The organism is Muriicola sp. E247, assembly GCF_041358175.1.
In the GTDB taxonomy this organism is placed as follows: domain Bacteria; phylum Bacteroidota; class Bacteroidia; order Flavobacteriales; family Flavobacteriaceae; genus Muriicola.
Map to the genome: position 1 here is coordinate 369,279 of NZ_JBGKBE010000002.1, position 16,143 is coordinate 385,421.

The following is a 16,143-nucleotide window of genomic DNA, read 5'->3' on the forward strand; positions in this document are numbered from 1 at the left end:
TATAATGTGCTGAGTAATTATGCGTTTTAAGGAATAGATTATGAGAAAAGAGCAACATCACAAAGGCTGGAATGAAATCAAAACCAATGATTCCTGGGCGATCTTTAAGATCATGGGCGAGTTTGTCAATGGTTTTGAAAAAATGAGTGCTATAGGCCCCTGTGTCACTATTTTTGGATCGGCGCGGACCAAGCCAGGGGATGCTTATTACGAAATGGCAGTTTCTATCGCCAAAAGTGTTTCCGAAGCAGGTTACGGGATTATAACCGGGGGAGGCCCTGGCATCATGGAAGCTGGAAACAAAGGAGCTCACCTGGCTGGGGGAACCTCAGTGGGATTAAATATTGATCTGCCTTTTGAACAACACGATAATCCTTACATCGACATGGACAAAAGCCTGGATTTTGATTATTTCTTTGTCCGTAAAGTTATGTTTGTTAAATATTCCCAGGGGTTTGTTGTGATGCCAGGTGGATTTGGAACATTGGATGAGCTATTTGAAGCCATTACATTAATTCAAACGAATAAAATTGGCAGATTCCCTATCATTCTTGTTGGTTCCGATTTCTGGTCGGGCTTAATGGACTGGATAAAAAATGTCATGCTTGGAGCCAAAAATATTAGTCCGGAAGATCTTGATCTGGTCAAAATTGCGGATACCCCTGAAGAAGTGGTCGAAATTATCGACGCTTTCTACAAAGGACATACACTGAGTCCTAATTTTTAGACAATCTATGGAGGTTAAACTCAATGTTGTATTACTCAATATTTTTTGCCTGATCATAGTTTCGGGGACCTCTCTGGTTTCTGCCCAGCATACCAATATTATCAAAGCAGAACTAGACCAGGAGACCCAGACTATACAAATACAGCAGGAATTCACTTACCTGAATAGTTCTCCCGACACCCTTAGAACCCTGTTTTTTAATGATTGGGCACATGCGTATTCAGATAAGAAAACGGCATTGGCAAAAAGATTTGCTGAAGACTTTAAAAAAAGCCTGCACCTGGCCAAGGAAGAGGAACGGGGCTCTACCCAAATTTTAGGAATGGCCGATTTCGAATTCAGGAACCTTTCATTTAAGCGAACAAAACAAAAGGATCTGATTGAAATTTCCCTTAACAGTCCGCTTCCCCCTGACGCATCCCTAAAAATTTATTTCACGTATACGGTAAAACTCCCCCCCAATCGCTATACGCCTTATGGCTATAATTCCAGGGGCGGTTTTTATCTGAAAGACTGGTATCTCACTCCCGCGGTTTACGACGGTTCCTGGCAATTGTATTCCAATAAGAATCTCGAAGATCTTTATACCGGAATCACTAATACGAACATCAATTTTACTTATCCGGCCGGACTCTTTTTGGGGACTAATTTTAATGAGGTCAATATCACCACCTACCCCAATAAACAGGTTGCCAGTTTAAAGGGAGAAAATCGCAAAAGCTGTGATATTATTCTGAATTTCTCCAATAAGTTTATCAAGCACGTTACCCCCTACCTCATTGTAGTAACGGATATTAGATCACCCAAATACGATGAAATTTCCCAGGGGATTTCCATCAACCGGATCACAAGGTTTATTCATGAAAATCTGGGGGAGTTTCCCTACGAACAACTGCTGGTGAGTGAAATCGACTTTAATAAAAATCCTCTTTATGGCCTCAATCAGCTCCCTTCCTTTATCAGGCCCTACCAGGAACAGTTTCAGTTTGAAATGAAATTTCTTAAGACGGCTGTTCTCAGTTATCTGCGTGAAACCCTTTTTATGAATCCACGAAAAGAGCAATGGGTTTCCGATGCCATCGTCAATTATCTGATGATCAATTTTGTAGACACCTATTATCCGGATCAAAAACTCCTTGGGAAATTGTCAACAATCTGGCCTATTAGTTCCTTCAATCTTGCAAAGATGTCTTTTAATGATCAGTATCCCTTCCTGTACATGCTCACAGCCAGGAAGAACCTTGACCAAGGTCTTACTACACCTAATGATTCCCTGATTAAGTTCAATCAGAAAATTGCTAATAATTACAAAGCCGGACTGGGATTGGCATATCTCGCAGCGTATACTAGCAGGGAGGAAATAAACAAAAGCATTAAAGAATTCTACAATAGCCATAAACTACAGCCTGTTACCCCTGAAGATTTTAAAAGAAGTATCCTTTCTAATGCTACTAAGGATGTGGATTGGTTTTTTGACACCTACGTGAATACCGATAAACGAATCGATTTTAAAATTAAAAAAGTTAATAAGTCGGATGACACCCTTGAAGTACTCCTGAAAAACAAAAGCGGCACCAATGTTCCTATTTCTCTCTTTGGTTTACGGAACGACACTGTGGTTTCGAATTATTGGTTTTCTGATATCACAGAACTGGATACAGTTTCTATCCCCAATTTACAGGAAGACCGATTAGTGTTGAATTACGACCAGAAAATTCCGGAATTTAACCAACGGGATAACTGGAAGTCCCTAAGTGGCTTCTTTTCAAGTAATAAAAAATTTAAGCTGCAGTTCCTCAAAGATGCAGAAAACCCCTACTACAATCAGATCTTTTATATGCCTGTGGCCGGCTTTAATGTCTATGACGGAATTTCTCCGGGCTTGAGATTCTCAAATAAAACCTTGTTGGAAAGGCCTTTTATATTTACTGCGGCCCCTTCTTTTGCACTCAAGGAAAGATCCCTTGTTGGGAACGCAGGCCTGAACTATCGCAAATATTTAAAGAAAAGCGGGTTGTATGTAATGAACTTTAGTCTTAACGCCTCTAGTTTTCACTTCCAGACCAATTCGCGATACAGTACGATCACCCCTGCCGTGGGACTCGGTTGGCGTCCTGATGATTTAATTTCCAACGAACGAAAGTCCCTCGTTTTCCGATACGTGAATGTTCTGCGGGATATAGACCCCTCCCTGACCATAGAGACCGATCCTGATTACAGTGTATTCAATATGCGATACAACCATTATAACAATGGGATTATCAACTTCTTCTCCTGGTTTATGGACGCCCAGTATTCGGCCGATTTTGCCAAGTTGGCGCTTAATTTTGAATACAGGAAATTGTTTGATAATAACAGGCAACTCAACCTGAGATTTTTTGCCGGTAAGTTTCTCAGGAATGAGACCAATTCTGATTTCTTCAGTTTTGCCCTGGACAGACCTACAGATTATTTGTTTGATTACAATTATCTGGGACGATCTGAAGAATCAGGTATCACCAGTCAGCAAATTATCATTGCCGAGGGCGGATTTAAATCCCAACTCGAAAATCCCTTTGCTAATGATTGGATAACTACGGTCAATGCCAGTTTTAACCTCTGGCGCTGGATAGAGTTATACGGAGATCTTGGGTATGTAAGAAACCGGGGGATGGATCCGAGGTTTGTATACGATTCCGGGGTTCGATTAAATCTGGTTACAGATTATTTCGAGCTGTATTTCCCGCTTTATTCGAATAACGGTTGGGAAATTGCGCAACCTGATTATGATGAAAAGATTCGTTTTGTAGTGACGCTCAGTCCCAGAACACTTATCGGACTGTTTACTCGAAAGTGGTTTTAGATATTAAATTATTCTTATTTTTTTCTCCAAAAACTTTTCTTCTTTTAATTAATTGGGCAATTCATAGCTTTTTATTGACAAATTGTTAATGATTATCCCTTCTTTTCTATTGTAAAAATCCTCAGTTTTTGATATTTTCGTAGAAATTTTCCGACTATGAACCCTGATCTTCAAACCAGCGAGGATATTTCCTTTGATGAATTTCGCAAGCAGATCTTCTACGATTATGAAATCGCAGTCATGAGTCGGGAATGCAGTCTTCTCGGAAGGCGGGAGGTTCTTACCGGCAAAGCTAAATTTGGAATCTTCGGAGACGGGAAAGAATTGCCTCAACTCGCGATGGCACGATCTTTTAAGGATGGTGATTTCCGCAGTGGCTATTACCGGGATCAGACTTTTATGATGGCACTTGGACTGCTTTCTCCCAAAGAATTTTTCCACGGCCTTTATGCCACTACTGATATTGAGAAAGAGCCCATGAGCGCCGGCCGGCAAATGGGGGGACATTTTGGTACGTTCAGCCTTCAGGAAGATGGAAGTTGGAAAGACCTTACTGCTCAAAAGAATAGCAGCCCTGATATTAGCCCGACTGCCGGCCAGATGCCCCGTTTACTCGGACTCGCACTTGCCTCCAAGATTTATCGAAATGAAAAATCAATCAAAGGGGATAATTTTTCAAATAACGGGAATGAAGTCGCCTGGGGAACCATAGGGAATGCCAGTACTAGTGAAGGACATTTTTTTGAAACCTTCAATGCTGCAGGTGTACTTCAGGTACCTATGGTAATAAGTGTCTGGGATGATGCCTATGGCATTTCTGTTCCTGCAAAGTATCAGACCACCAAAGAAAATATTTCCGAGATCCTAAAAGGGTTTCAAAGAACCGAAGAGGAAGCAGGCTATGAAATTCTCAGGGTAAAAGGCTGGGATTACACCGCACTTATCCACGCTTATGAAAATGCCTCTGATATAGCCAGGGAAGAACATGTCCCCGTTTTGATCCATGTTACTGAACTTACGCAACCACAGGGCCACAGTACGTCGGGATCGCATGAAAGATACAAGTCGGATGAAAGGCTGGCCTGGGAGAAGGAAAATGATTGCAACAAACGGTTCAAAGAATGGATTCTATCCAATAAAATTGCCACAGAAGAGGAATTAGCGGCACTGGAGAAAAGGATAAAGACGGAAATCAGAATGGCCAGAAAGGACGCCTGGAATGAATTTCTCAATCCGCACAAAGAAGACAAGAAACAACTGGTTAGTCTCCTCGGTGCGTTAGAGCAAAGCAGTCCCAATAAAGTCTTTATAAATAAGGTTAAAAATGACCTGATCGCTATTGAAGAACCCCTGAAAAAGGATCTGGCTTCCCATGCCCGAAAGGCACTCAGGTATGTTCTCGGAGAAGAAACAACTCAGAAAACGTCTCTTCAACAATGGATTTCTGATTACCTCGGGAGAAATCAACATCATTTCAGTTCACATTTGTACAGCGAACTCCCTACAAATGCTACTAACATTTCTGAAATTAAAGCCACTTACGCGGAAAATCCGGAATCGGTTGATGGCCGAATTATACTCAGGGATAATTTTGACGCCTTGTTCTCCAAATACCCTCAGGTACTCATTTTTGGAGAAGATAGCGGGGCTATAGGAGATGTGAATCAAGGACTGGAAGGTCTGCAGAAGAAATACGGAAAATTAAGGGTTTCCGATACAGGGATACGCGAAACTACCATCATCGGACAAGGAATAGGCATGGCACTCCGAGGGCTGAGGCCTATTGCTGAAATCCAGTATCTCGATTATCTGATGTATTGTCTGCAAACCCTGAGTGATGACCTGGCGACTTTACTCTACAGAACCGTTGGAAAACAAAAAGCCCCTTTAATAGTGCGCACACGTGGGCACAGGCTGGAAGGCATATGGCACTCTGGTTCGCAGATGGGAGGAATAATACATCTGCTCAGGGGGATGTATATCCTTGTGCCCCGGAACATGACAAAGGCTGCCGGGTTTTACAACACCCTTCTTAAAAGTGACGAACCCGCCCTGGTTATCGAAAGCCTCAACGGTTATCGTCTTAAGGAACCCAAACCTTCTAACCTGGGAGAATTATGTACTCCCATAGGCCGTGTTGAAACGGTTAAAGAAGGTAGCGATATCACAGTATTGTCTTATGGGTCTACTCTGAGAATAGTAATGGAAGTAGCCAGTGAGCTGAAGGAGGTAGGTATTGATGCAGAGATTATTGATGCCCAGTCCCTACTGCCTTTTGATCTTGAAAAAGATGTCCTTAGAAGCATACAGAAAACGAATCGTCTCTTGATAGTTGATGAGGATGTACCCGGAGGATGTGCGGCCTATCTTATGCAGGAGATCATTGAAAAACAGGGAGCTTTTCAATACCTTGACAGTCCGCCGCAGACGCTGAGTGCTAATTCACACCGCCCCGCCTATGCATCCGATGGAGATTATTTTTCAAAACCCAATGCCGAAGATATTTTTGAAAAAATTTACCAAATTATGCACGAGGTAAATCCTACAGACTATCCAAGCCTTCGTTAAGTTGTTGTTTCTTTTTCTGTCTCTGATAAATATTATATGTTTAGAGAGCTTAAGAAACTCCTATGGGGATAAATAACATCCTGAAAGAACATTACAAGCTACAACTTAACTCGGTTTCCAGGCTGGAAGGCTATGGAAGTACGAATTATAAGGTTGAGGCCAAAGAAGGTAATTTTATTCTGAAAATATACCAGAATTCCATCCGTATAAAAAAGGAACTCCTTGCCGAAGAACGGGTACTACTACAATTAAATACCTTAAAGATTAATAGTTTCCCAAAAGGGATAACAACCACCTCGGGAGAAGTATTTGTTGAAGAAAGCGGAAATATTTACAGGTTGTTAACTTTTGTGGAAGGGTCATTTTTAGGAGAAGTACCCCACACCCCTGCCCTGATGGAATCATTCGGCAGTTTTTTAGGTAAAATGGACCTCAAATTAATTACCCATCAGGAAGAAGTATTTGAGGCCAGAGAAATTCCCTGGGACCTCAGACATCTCCATTTATCAAAGCCCTTGCTTCAATTTATCCCAAATCCCTCTGATCGAAACCTCGTTTCATATTTCATGTTACAATTTAGGGAACACCTTGTCCCATTTGCAGATCAGTTTCGCAAAAGTCTTATTCACAATGACGGAAACGACTGGAATGTACTTACAGACCGTAATAAAGTAACAGGGATTATCGATTTTGGGGATATGTGTCATACCTGGTTGGTCAATGAGGTGGCCATTGGGATGACCTACGCCATGATGCAAAAAGACCTTCCTATGGTTTCAGGGCTCAAGGTTCTCAAAGGATATCACCGGCAACTCCCACTGACCGAATCGGAATGCGACAGTCTTTACTACCTCATTGCCGCAAGGCTCTGCATCAGCGTTTGCCAGTCGGCATTCAATAGTCGGGAAAATCCCCAATCGGAATATATAACAATCAGTGAGAAGGGAGCCTGGAAATTGCTTTATCAGTGGTTGAGGATTAGTCCAATTCATGCGAAAAGAAAAATTAGAGGAGTATGTGGTTTTCCAAATACCACACCAGTTACCGGGACAGCCTTGCTGGAACATCGACAAAAACACTTTGGTAAAAATCTTTCCCTCAGCTATAAAAATCCCATTCATATGGTGGGTGCGGCGTTTCAGTATATGTATGATGCGGAAGGAAACACCTTTCTTGATGCCTATAACAATATTATGTTGGTGGGCCATTGCCATCCACATGTAGTGGAAGCCGGGCAAAAAGCTATGGCAACATTAAATACCAATACCCGATATATCTACAATGCCTTGCGTAACTACAGCGATGCCTTGCTCAGAAGATTTCCGGAACCCCTGAATAAAGTCTACTTCGTTAATTCAGGAAGTGAAGCAACCGATCTGGCCATCAGAATGGCCAGAGCCCATACACTGAAGAAAAAGATTATGGTCCTTGAACACGGCTACCATGGACATACACAGGCGGGAATGGAGATTAGTTCTTATAAATACAGTGCTGACACCGGAAATGGGAAGCCAGAGGACACACTTCAAACCCCAATACCCAAGGTGTATGGAAGTTCATGGGAAAACGATGGGAGTGCCGGTGCCGCCTATGCACAAAATGCACTGGAACTGATAGAAAAGCATTCGGGCAGCATTGCTGCCTTCATTGCTGAACCAATAGTGGGGTGTGGCGGGCAGGTTCCTTTAGCCAAGGGCTATCTCAATGCGATTTATCCTGCGATCAGGGAGCAGGGTGGAATCTGTATAAGCGACGAAGTGCAGGTTGGTTTTGGGAGGCTTGGAGAAGTTTTCTGGGGTTTTGAACTATACGACGTCATCCCTGATATCGTTGTGATTGGGAAACCCATGGGGAATGGACATCCTATGGGAGCTGTAATAACCACCAGCAAGATCGCCTCTTCCTTTGAAAAGGGACCGGAATTTTTTAGCTCTTTTGGTGGGAATCCCGTTTCATGTGCAATCGGACTTGCAGTTCTGGAGGTCATCGAGAATGAAAAGAAACAGGAACACGCCCTACAGACCGGAGAATACCTAAAAAAGAAATTACAGGCCTTGCAAATAAAACATAAGACCATCGGTGATGTCAGAGGTCATGGATTATTCCTGGGGATGGAAATGATTGATGAAAAAGGGCAACCCAATACAAAATTAGCCGGGTTTTTAAAGAACAGATTAAGGGAGCAATTCATATTAGTAGGTACTGATGGCCCTTATGATAATGTCATGAAAATAAAACCTCCCCTGGCGTTTAATACGTCCGATGTTGATGAACTAGTCGCACAAATTGATACTATTCTTTCCTAGATTATTGTTTTTTTCTAAAATTATTTTACATTTAGTTAACATATCCCCAACAGAATCATGAAAAATAACCTGCAAGTTAATATCGGTCTGGCATTTTTGAGAATATCGGCTTCTGCCATGATGCTCACCCACGGATACCCTAAATTTCAAAAATTACTCTCCGGAGATTTCGAATTTGGAGATCCCCTTGGCCTGGGTGCGACTCCTACTCTTTTTTTAGCAATAATAGGCGAATTCATTTGTCCTATCCTGGTGATGATCGGATTTAAGACCCGATGGGCTGCCTTACCAACGGCTATTACTATGGCGGTTGCTGCATTTGTTGCGCACGCACAGGACCCGTTTGGCACTAAGGAAAAAGCACTTCTTTTTCTTACGGTATTTATTACAATTATCCTATTAGGACCGGGTAAATACAGTATCGATAAGAAATAAGGCCTACATAATTTTTACCAGGAGTTCTTTCAGCAGGTCGGCCTGACTGATATTGTACGCGCCTACCCCCTTGCCTTTCATATCCAGTTCTCTGAGGTAAGAAACCACTTTACTCGATTTTTTCATGGAATAATTCCGTGCTGCGGTTTGGAATTCGTCCACAAAATAAGGATTGATCCTCAGTGCACTTGCTACATTCCTGGCCGAATGGTCATTCAGGCCATGATACTGCAGCAGTTGGGTAAAAAAGGTATGAAGCAGGGATATGGTTACCACAAAGGGATTGTCCTTTGGATTTTGTGCGAAATACGTTATGATTTTTGTGGCTTTGAGAATATCCTTTTCCCCAATAGCCTTTTTAAGTTCGAAATTATTATAATCCTTACTGATCCCGATATGCTTCTCAATGATTTCAGGTGTTATCTCTGTATTTTGCGGGAGAACAACAGACAATTTATCTAGTTCGTTATTGATTCGACTCAGATCGGTTCCTAAAAATTCCACCAAAAGAATGGAAGCCTTATACGAAATGGGATACCCTTTCGTCTTCAGTATTTTCCGAATCCACTCAGATACCTGGTTTTCATATAATTTCTTGCTTTCAAAAACATGTCCATTCGGAGCTTTAAGAAGCTTATGCAATTTTTTACGCTTGTCCAGTTTTTTGTATTTATAACAAATGACAAGCACAGTAGAAGGTTGTGGATTCTCTGCGTAGGATGCCAATTGTTCAATGGTTCGCGACAGATGCTGGGCTTCCTTTACAATAATCACCTGTCGTTCAGACATCATGGGGAAGCGTTTGGCATTGGAAACTATATCGTCTACGGTTACTTCTTTCCCGTAAAGCACCATCTGGTTAAACCCTTTTTCTTCTTCAGACAGTACATTTTTACTGATGTATTCAGCGATTCTATCAATGTAGTATGCCTCCTCCCCCATCAGGAAATAGATCGGTTTGATCTCGCCTTTTCGAATCTCATCAATAAGCCGCTTTACTTCTTCCATCGAAAAAAAATCATCAAATTTGCACCATGGAAAACCTGAATTTTCCGGGCTATCAGTTTCGATTCAAAAATAGGGAAAATAAATCCCTGATCTTTGACATCATCCGTAAAAAATTCGTTGTTTATCAGCCTGAAGAATGGGTTCGACAACATGTATTACATTACCTGATTTCAGATAAAAAATATCCGGCAAGCCTCATTAATGTTGAAAAGCAGATACGGATTAATTCCTTGCCCAAACGTGTTGATGTCGTTGTGTATACACCGCAGGGCGAAATAGAAATACTCGTTGAATGCAAAGCCCCGGAAGTGAAGATATCAAAAGATACATTCGATCAGATAGCCCGTTACAATATGGATCTTAGGGCACGGTATCTTATGGTCACCAACGGATACAGTCATTATTTCTGCCAGATGGATTACGCCCGATCGACCTATATCTTTCTGGAGGAACTTCCTTCGTATACACCAAATAGCAAGTAGTCCTCCCCTTCCGCCAAATAAATACATATGCAATTTATTTCTTTACTTTGTGGCCTTGCAAAATGCACCTCGGACTATGCCAGATAAACAGGAACTCTCAGCATGTTAGATTTAGCCATTGTCATACTTAATTGGAATGGTGAAGCGCTGCTTGAGCGTTATCTCCCTTCGGTCATTGAATACTCCCAGGGAGCAAGGATCTACGTAGCAGATAATGCATCTACAGACGGATCTGTGGCGTTCTTAAAAAATAATTATCCAGATGTAGGGGTTATTCAAAATAAAACCAATGCGGGATTTGCAGGAGGCTATAACGAGGCCCTGAAACACATTGATGCCGAAGTATACTGTCTGTTGAATTCCGATGTGGAAGTTACACCAGACTGGCTATTGCCGATAATGGAATTGTTTCAGCTAAAGCCGGAAGTTTCTATCATCCAGCCAAAAATCCTCGATCTCCTGAGACCAGAATATTTTGAATATGCCGGTGCCGCAGGGGGATTCCTTGATTCACTTGGTTATCCCTTCTGCCGTGGAAGGATTTTTCAGGCCCTGGAAAAAGATAAGGGTCAGTACAATGACACAACCGAGATCTTCTGGGCTACCGGAGCCTGCATGTTTATCAGGAAGAAGGTCTTTGATGATCTTGGAGGATTTGACGAGGATTATTTTGCGCATCAGGAGGAAGTTGATCTTTGCTGGAGGGCTCAGAACAAAGGGTATAAAGTGTACTATGTGGGTACTTCACAAATACTACACCTTGGAGGATCTACCCTTAGTAATATGAATCCTAAAAAGACCTATTTGAATTTCAGGAATTCCCTTTTCTCCATTACCAAGAATCTCCCGCGAAGAAAGGCATTACTTATTATTGTGACGCGACTTCTACTGGACGGAATAGCGGCGCTTCGTTTTATCCTGCAGGGAAAAATGAACCACTGCCTCGCCGTTTTAAGAGCTCACCTGAGTTACTACAGACAGTTTCGGAAAATGTACAGAAAAAGAGAAAAAGCTGATTTTGTTGAAAAGTACTACCGAACAAAATCCATAGTGTGGTCTCACTACGTATATAGAGTGCGCAGTTTTAACAATTTAGTAAAAGATTAACAATGTTCATAAATAAGCGTATGGGCTATTGTATAATTTTGGGGTCAAATTGCGGCATAGCTTAGCAATAACAACAATTATAAAAATTAAACCATTTAATGATATGAAAAAATTACTCTTAGGTAGCTTGGGAATTATGGTTCTCTTGTCTTCTTGTGTCTCACAAAAGAAATATGCCGAACTGGAGGCTAAACAAAAGGAAACTCAGGACCTGTTGAATTCAGCTACAGTAAAGCTGAACACTTGTCTGGAAGAAAAGGCCACTGCCACCGCTCGTCTTAACACCCTTGAAGATCAGAATGCCTTTTTAAAGGCCAATAACCAGGAATTGATTAACAACATGGGGAACCTTACCACCCTGACAACCAAAGGTGCGGAAAACCTTGAAAAATCCCTGGAGAGTCTGCAGGAAAAAGATCTTACCATCCGCAAATTGCAAGATGCAATTACGCGAAGGGATTCTGTAAACCTTTCTCTTGTACAAAGTTTAAAAGGAGTACTAGGAAATCTTGATGATGAAGACATCGAAATCAGCGTTGAAAAAGGAGTAGTCTTCGTTTCTATCTCTGACAAATTGTTGTTTAGCTCAGGTAGTTACAATGTTACCTCCGCTGCTAAGGAAGTCTTAGGGAAAGTTGCTAAAGTAGTTAACAATAAACCCGATTTTGAGTTTATGGTGGAAGGACATACAGACAATGTACCTTACCGTTCCGGAGTTTTACTAGACAACTGGGATCTTAGTGCAAAAAGAGCGACCTCAATTGTACGTATTCTGCAAAATGATTTCGGAGTTGATCCTGCCCGTATGACGGCTGCTGCCAGAAGTTATTACGTACCATTGATGAGCAATGATACCGCTACAAACCGTGCAAAGAACAGAAGAACCAGAATTGTGGTATTACCTAAATTGGATCAGTTCTACAGCATGATCGAAGAAGGAATGAAAGATCCGGCTATAAAATAAGTTGGAAGTTTGATAAAAATACTAACCGCGGTACCTATGGTATCGCGGTTTTTTATTACAGTATGTTGAGCTTTCCTTTGCCTTCCCTGATCACGGCGGGCTCATCAGCAGATAGGTCGATCACTGTTGAAGGTACATTATCCCCATATCCCCCATCAATTACGATGTCTACCAAATTCTGCCACTTTTCATAGATCAATTCCGGATCCGTGGTGTATTCTATTACATCGTCTTCATCCCTGATGGAAGTTGAAACAATTGGATTTCCCAGGGCTTCAACAATGGCCTTGGCAATATTGTTATCCGGCACCCGGATTCCTACAGTTTTCTTGTTTTTAAAGGCTTTGGGTAGACTATTGTTCCCTGGTAAAATAAAAGTATAGGGTCCTGGCAGGGCCCGTTTTAGTATCTTAAAGGTAGGGGTGTCTATCTGCCTGACATAATCCGACAAATTACTTAGGTCAGCACAAACAAAAGACCAGTTAGCCTTCGCTAATTTTACACCCTTAATCCTCGCGATCCTTTCCAGGGCTTTTGTCTTGGTGATATCGCATCCAAGTCCGTAAACTGTATCCGTGGGGTAGATTATCAGACCTCCTTTTTGAAGTACCCGCACTATCTTCCTGATCTCATTGGGATTGGGATTGTCGTTGTATAATTTTATGAATTCAGCCTGCATATGTCCTAAGATAAAACTTCCAGTTTTGCGAATCGGAGTAAGAGTTTTTTTACGTCTCCCTTATCAAACAAGATTTCGGCCTTTTTGTCATTTCCGGCACCTTCGAGCCTGATAACCTTTCCCTTACCAAAACGGGTGTGATTCACCAGAGTCCCAACAGACAAGTCGGGCATAGCCATAGGTTTTCCGGGAGCAGGATCCCCCAGGTTAGGCCTTATCTTTCTTAATTTCCTCAGCTGATCCTGCGTTGGTCTGCCTACTGCGGGCGGTGTCCCATTTGTTGGCTTGTTTTGCCTGAGTTTACTCTTGTCAACATCCCCGAAAATGTCGGTATTGATCAGCGGTTTAAATCGGTAATTATCTACGGGTGTAAGGTTGTCAATGTATTTCTCGTCAATTTCTTCGAGGAATCTACTCGGTTCAGCATCAATCAATTTCCCCCATCGGTATCGATTCTGGGTGTAGGTGAGATACGCCTCGTTTTCGGCCCTTGTTAAGGCCACGTAAAAGAGGCGTCGTTCTTCCTCCAGCTCACTTCTCGTATTCATGCTCATCGCAGATGGAAAAAGATCTTCTTCCATTCCTACAATATAGACATAGGGAAATTCAAGGCCTTTGGCCATGTGCACAGTCATCAGGGCTACCCTGTCTTCATCACTGGTGTCCTTATCCATATCGGTTGCCAGCGCTACATCCTCGAGGAATTCGGTGAGGTCTCCCTTGGCATCGGCCAACTCTTTCTGTCCTTCTACAAAATCTTTAACTCCGTTGAGCAACTCTTCAATGTTTTCCATCCGGGCGATTCCTTCGGGTGTTCCATCTTTTTTGAATTCAAGCAGAAGACCCGATTTTTTCGCTACATGCTCTGCCAAAGTAAAAGCGTCTGCCTCCTTGTTCAAGATCTGGAAGCTCTTGATCATATTCACAAAGTCCTCCAGCTTTCGCCTGGTTCCTGAATTTATTTTCAGATCGATTTTATCCAGATTTTCAATGATTTCGAAAATCGATTTGTTGTAGTGATTGGCAGCAACGGTTAAGCGGTCCAAGGTAGTTTGCCCGATTCCCCTGGCAGGAAAATTAATTACCCGCTTCAGGGCTTCCTCGTCCTTGGGATTGATCACCAGTCTGAGATAGGAAAGCAAATCCTTTATTTCCTTCCGCTGATAAAATGAAAGTCCGCCGTAGATCCTGTAAGGGATATCCCTTTTACGCAAGGCGTCTTCAATGGCCCTCGATTGGGAGTTAGTCCTGTAGAGAACGGCAAAATGACTATTCGGCAGTTGCTGCTGCATTTTGTTCTCAAAAATGGAACTCGCTACAAACCGGCCTTCTTCTGCATCTGTCACAGAACGGTGCAGTTTTATTTTTGAACCTTCGTCATTGGCGGTCCATACCACTTTTTCTAACTGATTCTTATTCTTTGCGATGATGGCATTGGCCGCATTGACAATGTTTTTTGTCGAACGGTAATTCTGTTCCAGGCGATACACAGCCACATCGTCATAGTCCCTTTGAAAATTCAGGATGTTGGTGATATTAGCTCCTCTAAAGGAATAAATACTCTGGGCATCATCTCCCACTACACATATATTCTGATAGCGGTCGGAGAGCGCCTTAACGATCAGGTATTGGGAATGGTTGGTATCCTGATACTCATCCACGAGAATATAACGGAATCTGTCCTGGTACTTAAGCAACACTTCGGGAAAACGGGTGAGTAATTCATTTGTTCTCAGGAGCAAATCATCAAAATCCATGGCCCCGGCCTTAAAGCATCGGTCTACATATTGCTGGTAAATATCCCCCAGTCTGGGTCTTTTGGCCATGGCATCTGCCTCCAGCAATTCGGGGTTCTGAAAATAGGCCTTGACCGTAATCAGGCTGTTCTTATACGATGAGATTCTGTTCTGGATCTGTTTGTATTTGTAAATATCCTTATCGAGCCCCATTTCTTTGATAATCGAAGCTATCAATCGTTGGGAATCCTGGGTATCATAAATGGTAAAATTACTGGGGTAGCCCAGTTTATCGCCATCATACCTGAGCAACCTCGCAAAAACCGAATGGAAGGTTCCCATCCATAAATTCTTTGTCTCAGTAGTACCCACCAAATCAGCTATTCGCTTCTTCATCTCCCTGGCCGCTTTATTGGTAAAGGTCAGGGCGAGAATATTAAAGGCATCCACATCCTGTTCCATGAGATGTGCGATACGATAGGTAAGAACACGGGTTTTGCCCGAGCCCGCACCGGCAATGACCATCAGTGGTCCGTCTTTGTGCAGAACAGGCGCTTTTTGGGCCTCATTGAGATCGTCTAGAAAGTGTTTCAAAAATGTCCCGATTTAAAAACGTGAAGTTAGCCATTATTGCCCGGTTGCTAAAACGCCCGATTTAATTATTATAAACATTACATCACAATTTTATTCAATTTGAATATCTTTAGCTTTTATTCCTCTCTATGATATCTAAACCGTTGTTACTTACATTTTTGGGGCTCATTATTTTTCCAAATATGCTAGCTGCCCAGACGCGTCAGCAAGGGCCGGTCATTGCCAAGTTCGGTGCAGTATGGCCTGTTGATAATCCTGATTATCAGACTTCGCTGGAAGAACCCCTTAAGGTAGTATTTGATATCATGAACAGCCCGGAATCTAAGTCCGCTCTCAATGCCAGTATTGAAACCGCTGCCAGGTTTCTCAATATGCACGCACAGGCGGGAGTACCACTGGAGAACCTGAGCGTAGCGCTTGTAGTACATAACAAGGCTTCTAAAGACATCATGAACAGTGAGGAATATCAAAAAAAATACGGTATTGAGAATCCGAATGAAGAAATGGTTAAAGCCCTGCTCGATGCGGGAGTACAAATTATTTTTTGCGGCCAGTCTTCCTTCTCCCGTGATTTTCCCAGATCAGAAACTATAGAGGGCGTACAATTCGGATTATCGGCTATGACCGCATTAATTCAACTCCAGAATCAGGGGTATCAACTTGTTAAATTTTAATTTCTAAATATGAGAACTACT

General features: G+C 42.2%; 12 protein-coding genes. 9 read left to right on the forward strand and 3 right to left on the reverse strand.

The annotated features are described in order from the left end of the window. Positions 1-40 precede the first annotated feature (40 nt). The 5 genes from ACA086_RS05305 to ACA086_RS05325 all read left to right on the forward strand — a co-directional run bounded on the left by ACA086_RS05305 (position 41) and on the right by ACA086_RS05325 (position 8,878). Positions 41-727 carry a TIGR00730 family Rossman fold protein gene (locus ACA086_RS05305; protein ID WP_371002307.1) on the forward strand — a complete coding sequence of 229 codons (687 nt, stop codon included), beginning with the start codon at positions 41-43 and terminating at the stop codon, positions 725-727. Positions 728-734: 7 nt separating this feature from the next. Beyond that, the gene (locus tag ACA086_RS05310; protein ID WP_371002308.1) at positions 735-3,569 is read left to right on the forward strand and encodes a metalloprotease; all 2,835 of its coding nucleotides are present in this window, start codon (positions 735-737) and stop codon (positions 3,567-3,569) included. A gap of 156 nt (positions 3,570-3,725) precedes the next feature. Beyond that, on the forward strand, positions 3,726-6,137 hold the full coding sequence (locus ACA086_RS05315) for a thiamine pyrophosphate-dependent enzyme (RefSeq protein ID WP_371002309.1): 2,412 nt from the start codon (positions 3,726-3,728) through the stop codon (positions 6,135-6,137). Between the two features lie 62 nt (positions 6,138-6,199). Then, positions 6,200-8,443: an aminotransferase class III-fold pyridoxal phosphate-dependent enzyme gene (locus ACA086_RS05320; RefSeq protein WP_371002310.1), complete on the forward strand. Its 2,244-nt coding sequence runs from the start codon at positions 6,200-6,202 to the stop codon at positions 8,441-8,443. Between the two features lie 57 nt (positions 8,444-8,500). After that, the gene (locus ACA086_RS05325) at positions 8,501-8,878 is read left to right on the forward strand and encodes a DoxX family protein (RefSeq protein ID WP_371002311.1); all 378 of its coding nucleotides are present in this window, start codon (positions 8,501-8,503) and stop codon (positions 8,876-8,878) included. 3 nt (positions 8,879-8,881) lie between these two features. On the opposite strand, the gene holA is transcribed toward ACA086_RS05325, so the two are convergent. Further along, complete coding sequence (gene holA, locus ACA086_RS05330) at positions 8,882-9,886, reverse strand: DNA polymerase III subunit delta (protein WP_371002312.1); 1,005 nt, start codon at positions 9,884-9,886, stop codon at positions 8,882-8,884. A 26-nt stretch (positions 9,887-9,912) separates the two neighbouring features. Here holA and ACA086_RS05335 point away from each other — a divergent pair, with 26 nt between their 5' ends. The 3 genes from ACA086_RS05335 (at position 9,913) to ACA086_RS05345 (ending at position 12,439) form a co-directional block, all read left to right on the forward strand. Next, entirely contained in the window at positions 9,913-10,368 is a 456-nt protein-coding gene (locus ACA086_RS05335) for a type I restriction enzyme HsdR N-terminal domain-containing protein (protein WP_371002313.1), read from the forward strand. A gap of 102 nt (positions 10,369-10,470) precedes the next feature. Further along, on the forward strand, positions 10,471-11,475 hold the full coding sequence (locus ACA086_RS05340) for a glycosyltransferase family 2 protein (RefSeq protein ID WP_371002314.1): 1,005 nt from the start codon (positions 10,471-10,473) through the stop codon (positions 11,473-11,475). Positions 11,476-11,578: 103 nt separating this feature from the next. Next, positions 11,579-12,439 (forward strand): flagellar motor protein MotB, encoded by an 861-nt coding sequence (locus tag ACA086_RS05345; RefSeq protein ID WP_371002315.1) that lies wholly within the window; start codon positions 11,579-11,581, stop codon positions 12,437-12,439. Positions 12,440-12,494: 55 nt separating this feature from the next. Here the strand turns inward: ACA086_RS05345 and ACA086_RS05350 are convergent, their stop codons facing one another. Beyond that, on the reverse strand, positions 12,495-13,118 hold the full coding sequence (locus ACA086_RS05350) for an L-threonylcarbamoyladenylate synthase (RefSeq protein WP_371002316.1): 624 nt from the start codon (positions 13,116-13,118) through the stop codon (positions 12,495-12,497). A 5-nt stretch (positions 13,119-13,123) separates the two neighbouring features. After that, a complete protein-coding gene (locus ACA086_RS05355) occupies positions 13,124-15,448 on the reverse strand; it encodes an ATP-dependent helicase (protein WP_371002317.1) in 2,325 nt (774 codons plus the stop codon). 182 nt (positions 15,449-15,630) lie between these two features. Here ACA086_RS05355 and ACA086_RS05360 point away from each other — a divergent pair, with 182 nt between their 5' ends. After that, complete coding sequence (locus ACA086_RS05360; RefSeq protein WP_371002318.1) at positions 15,631-16,122, forward strand: DsrE family protein; 492 nt, start codon at positions 15,631-15,633, stop codon at positions 16,120-16,122. Positions 16,123-16,143 lie beyond the last annotated feature (21 nt).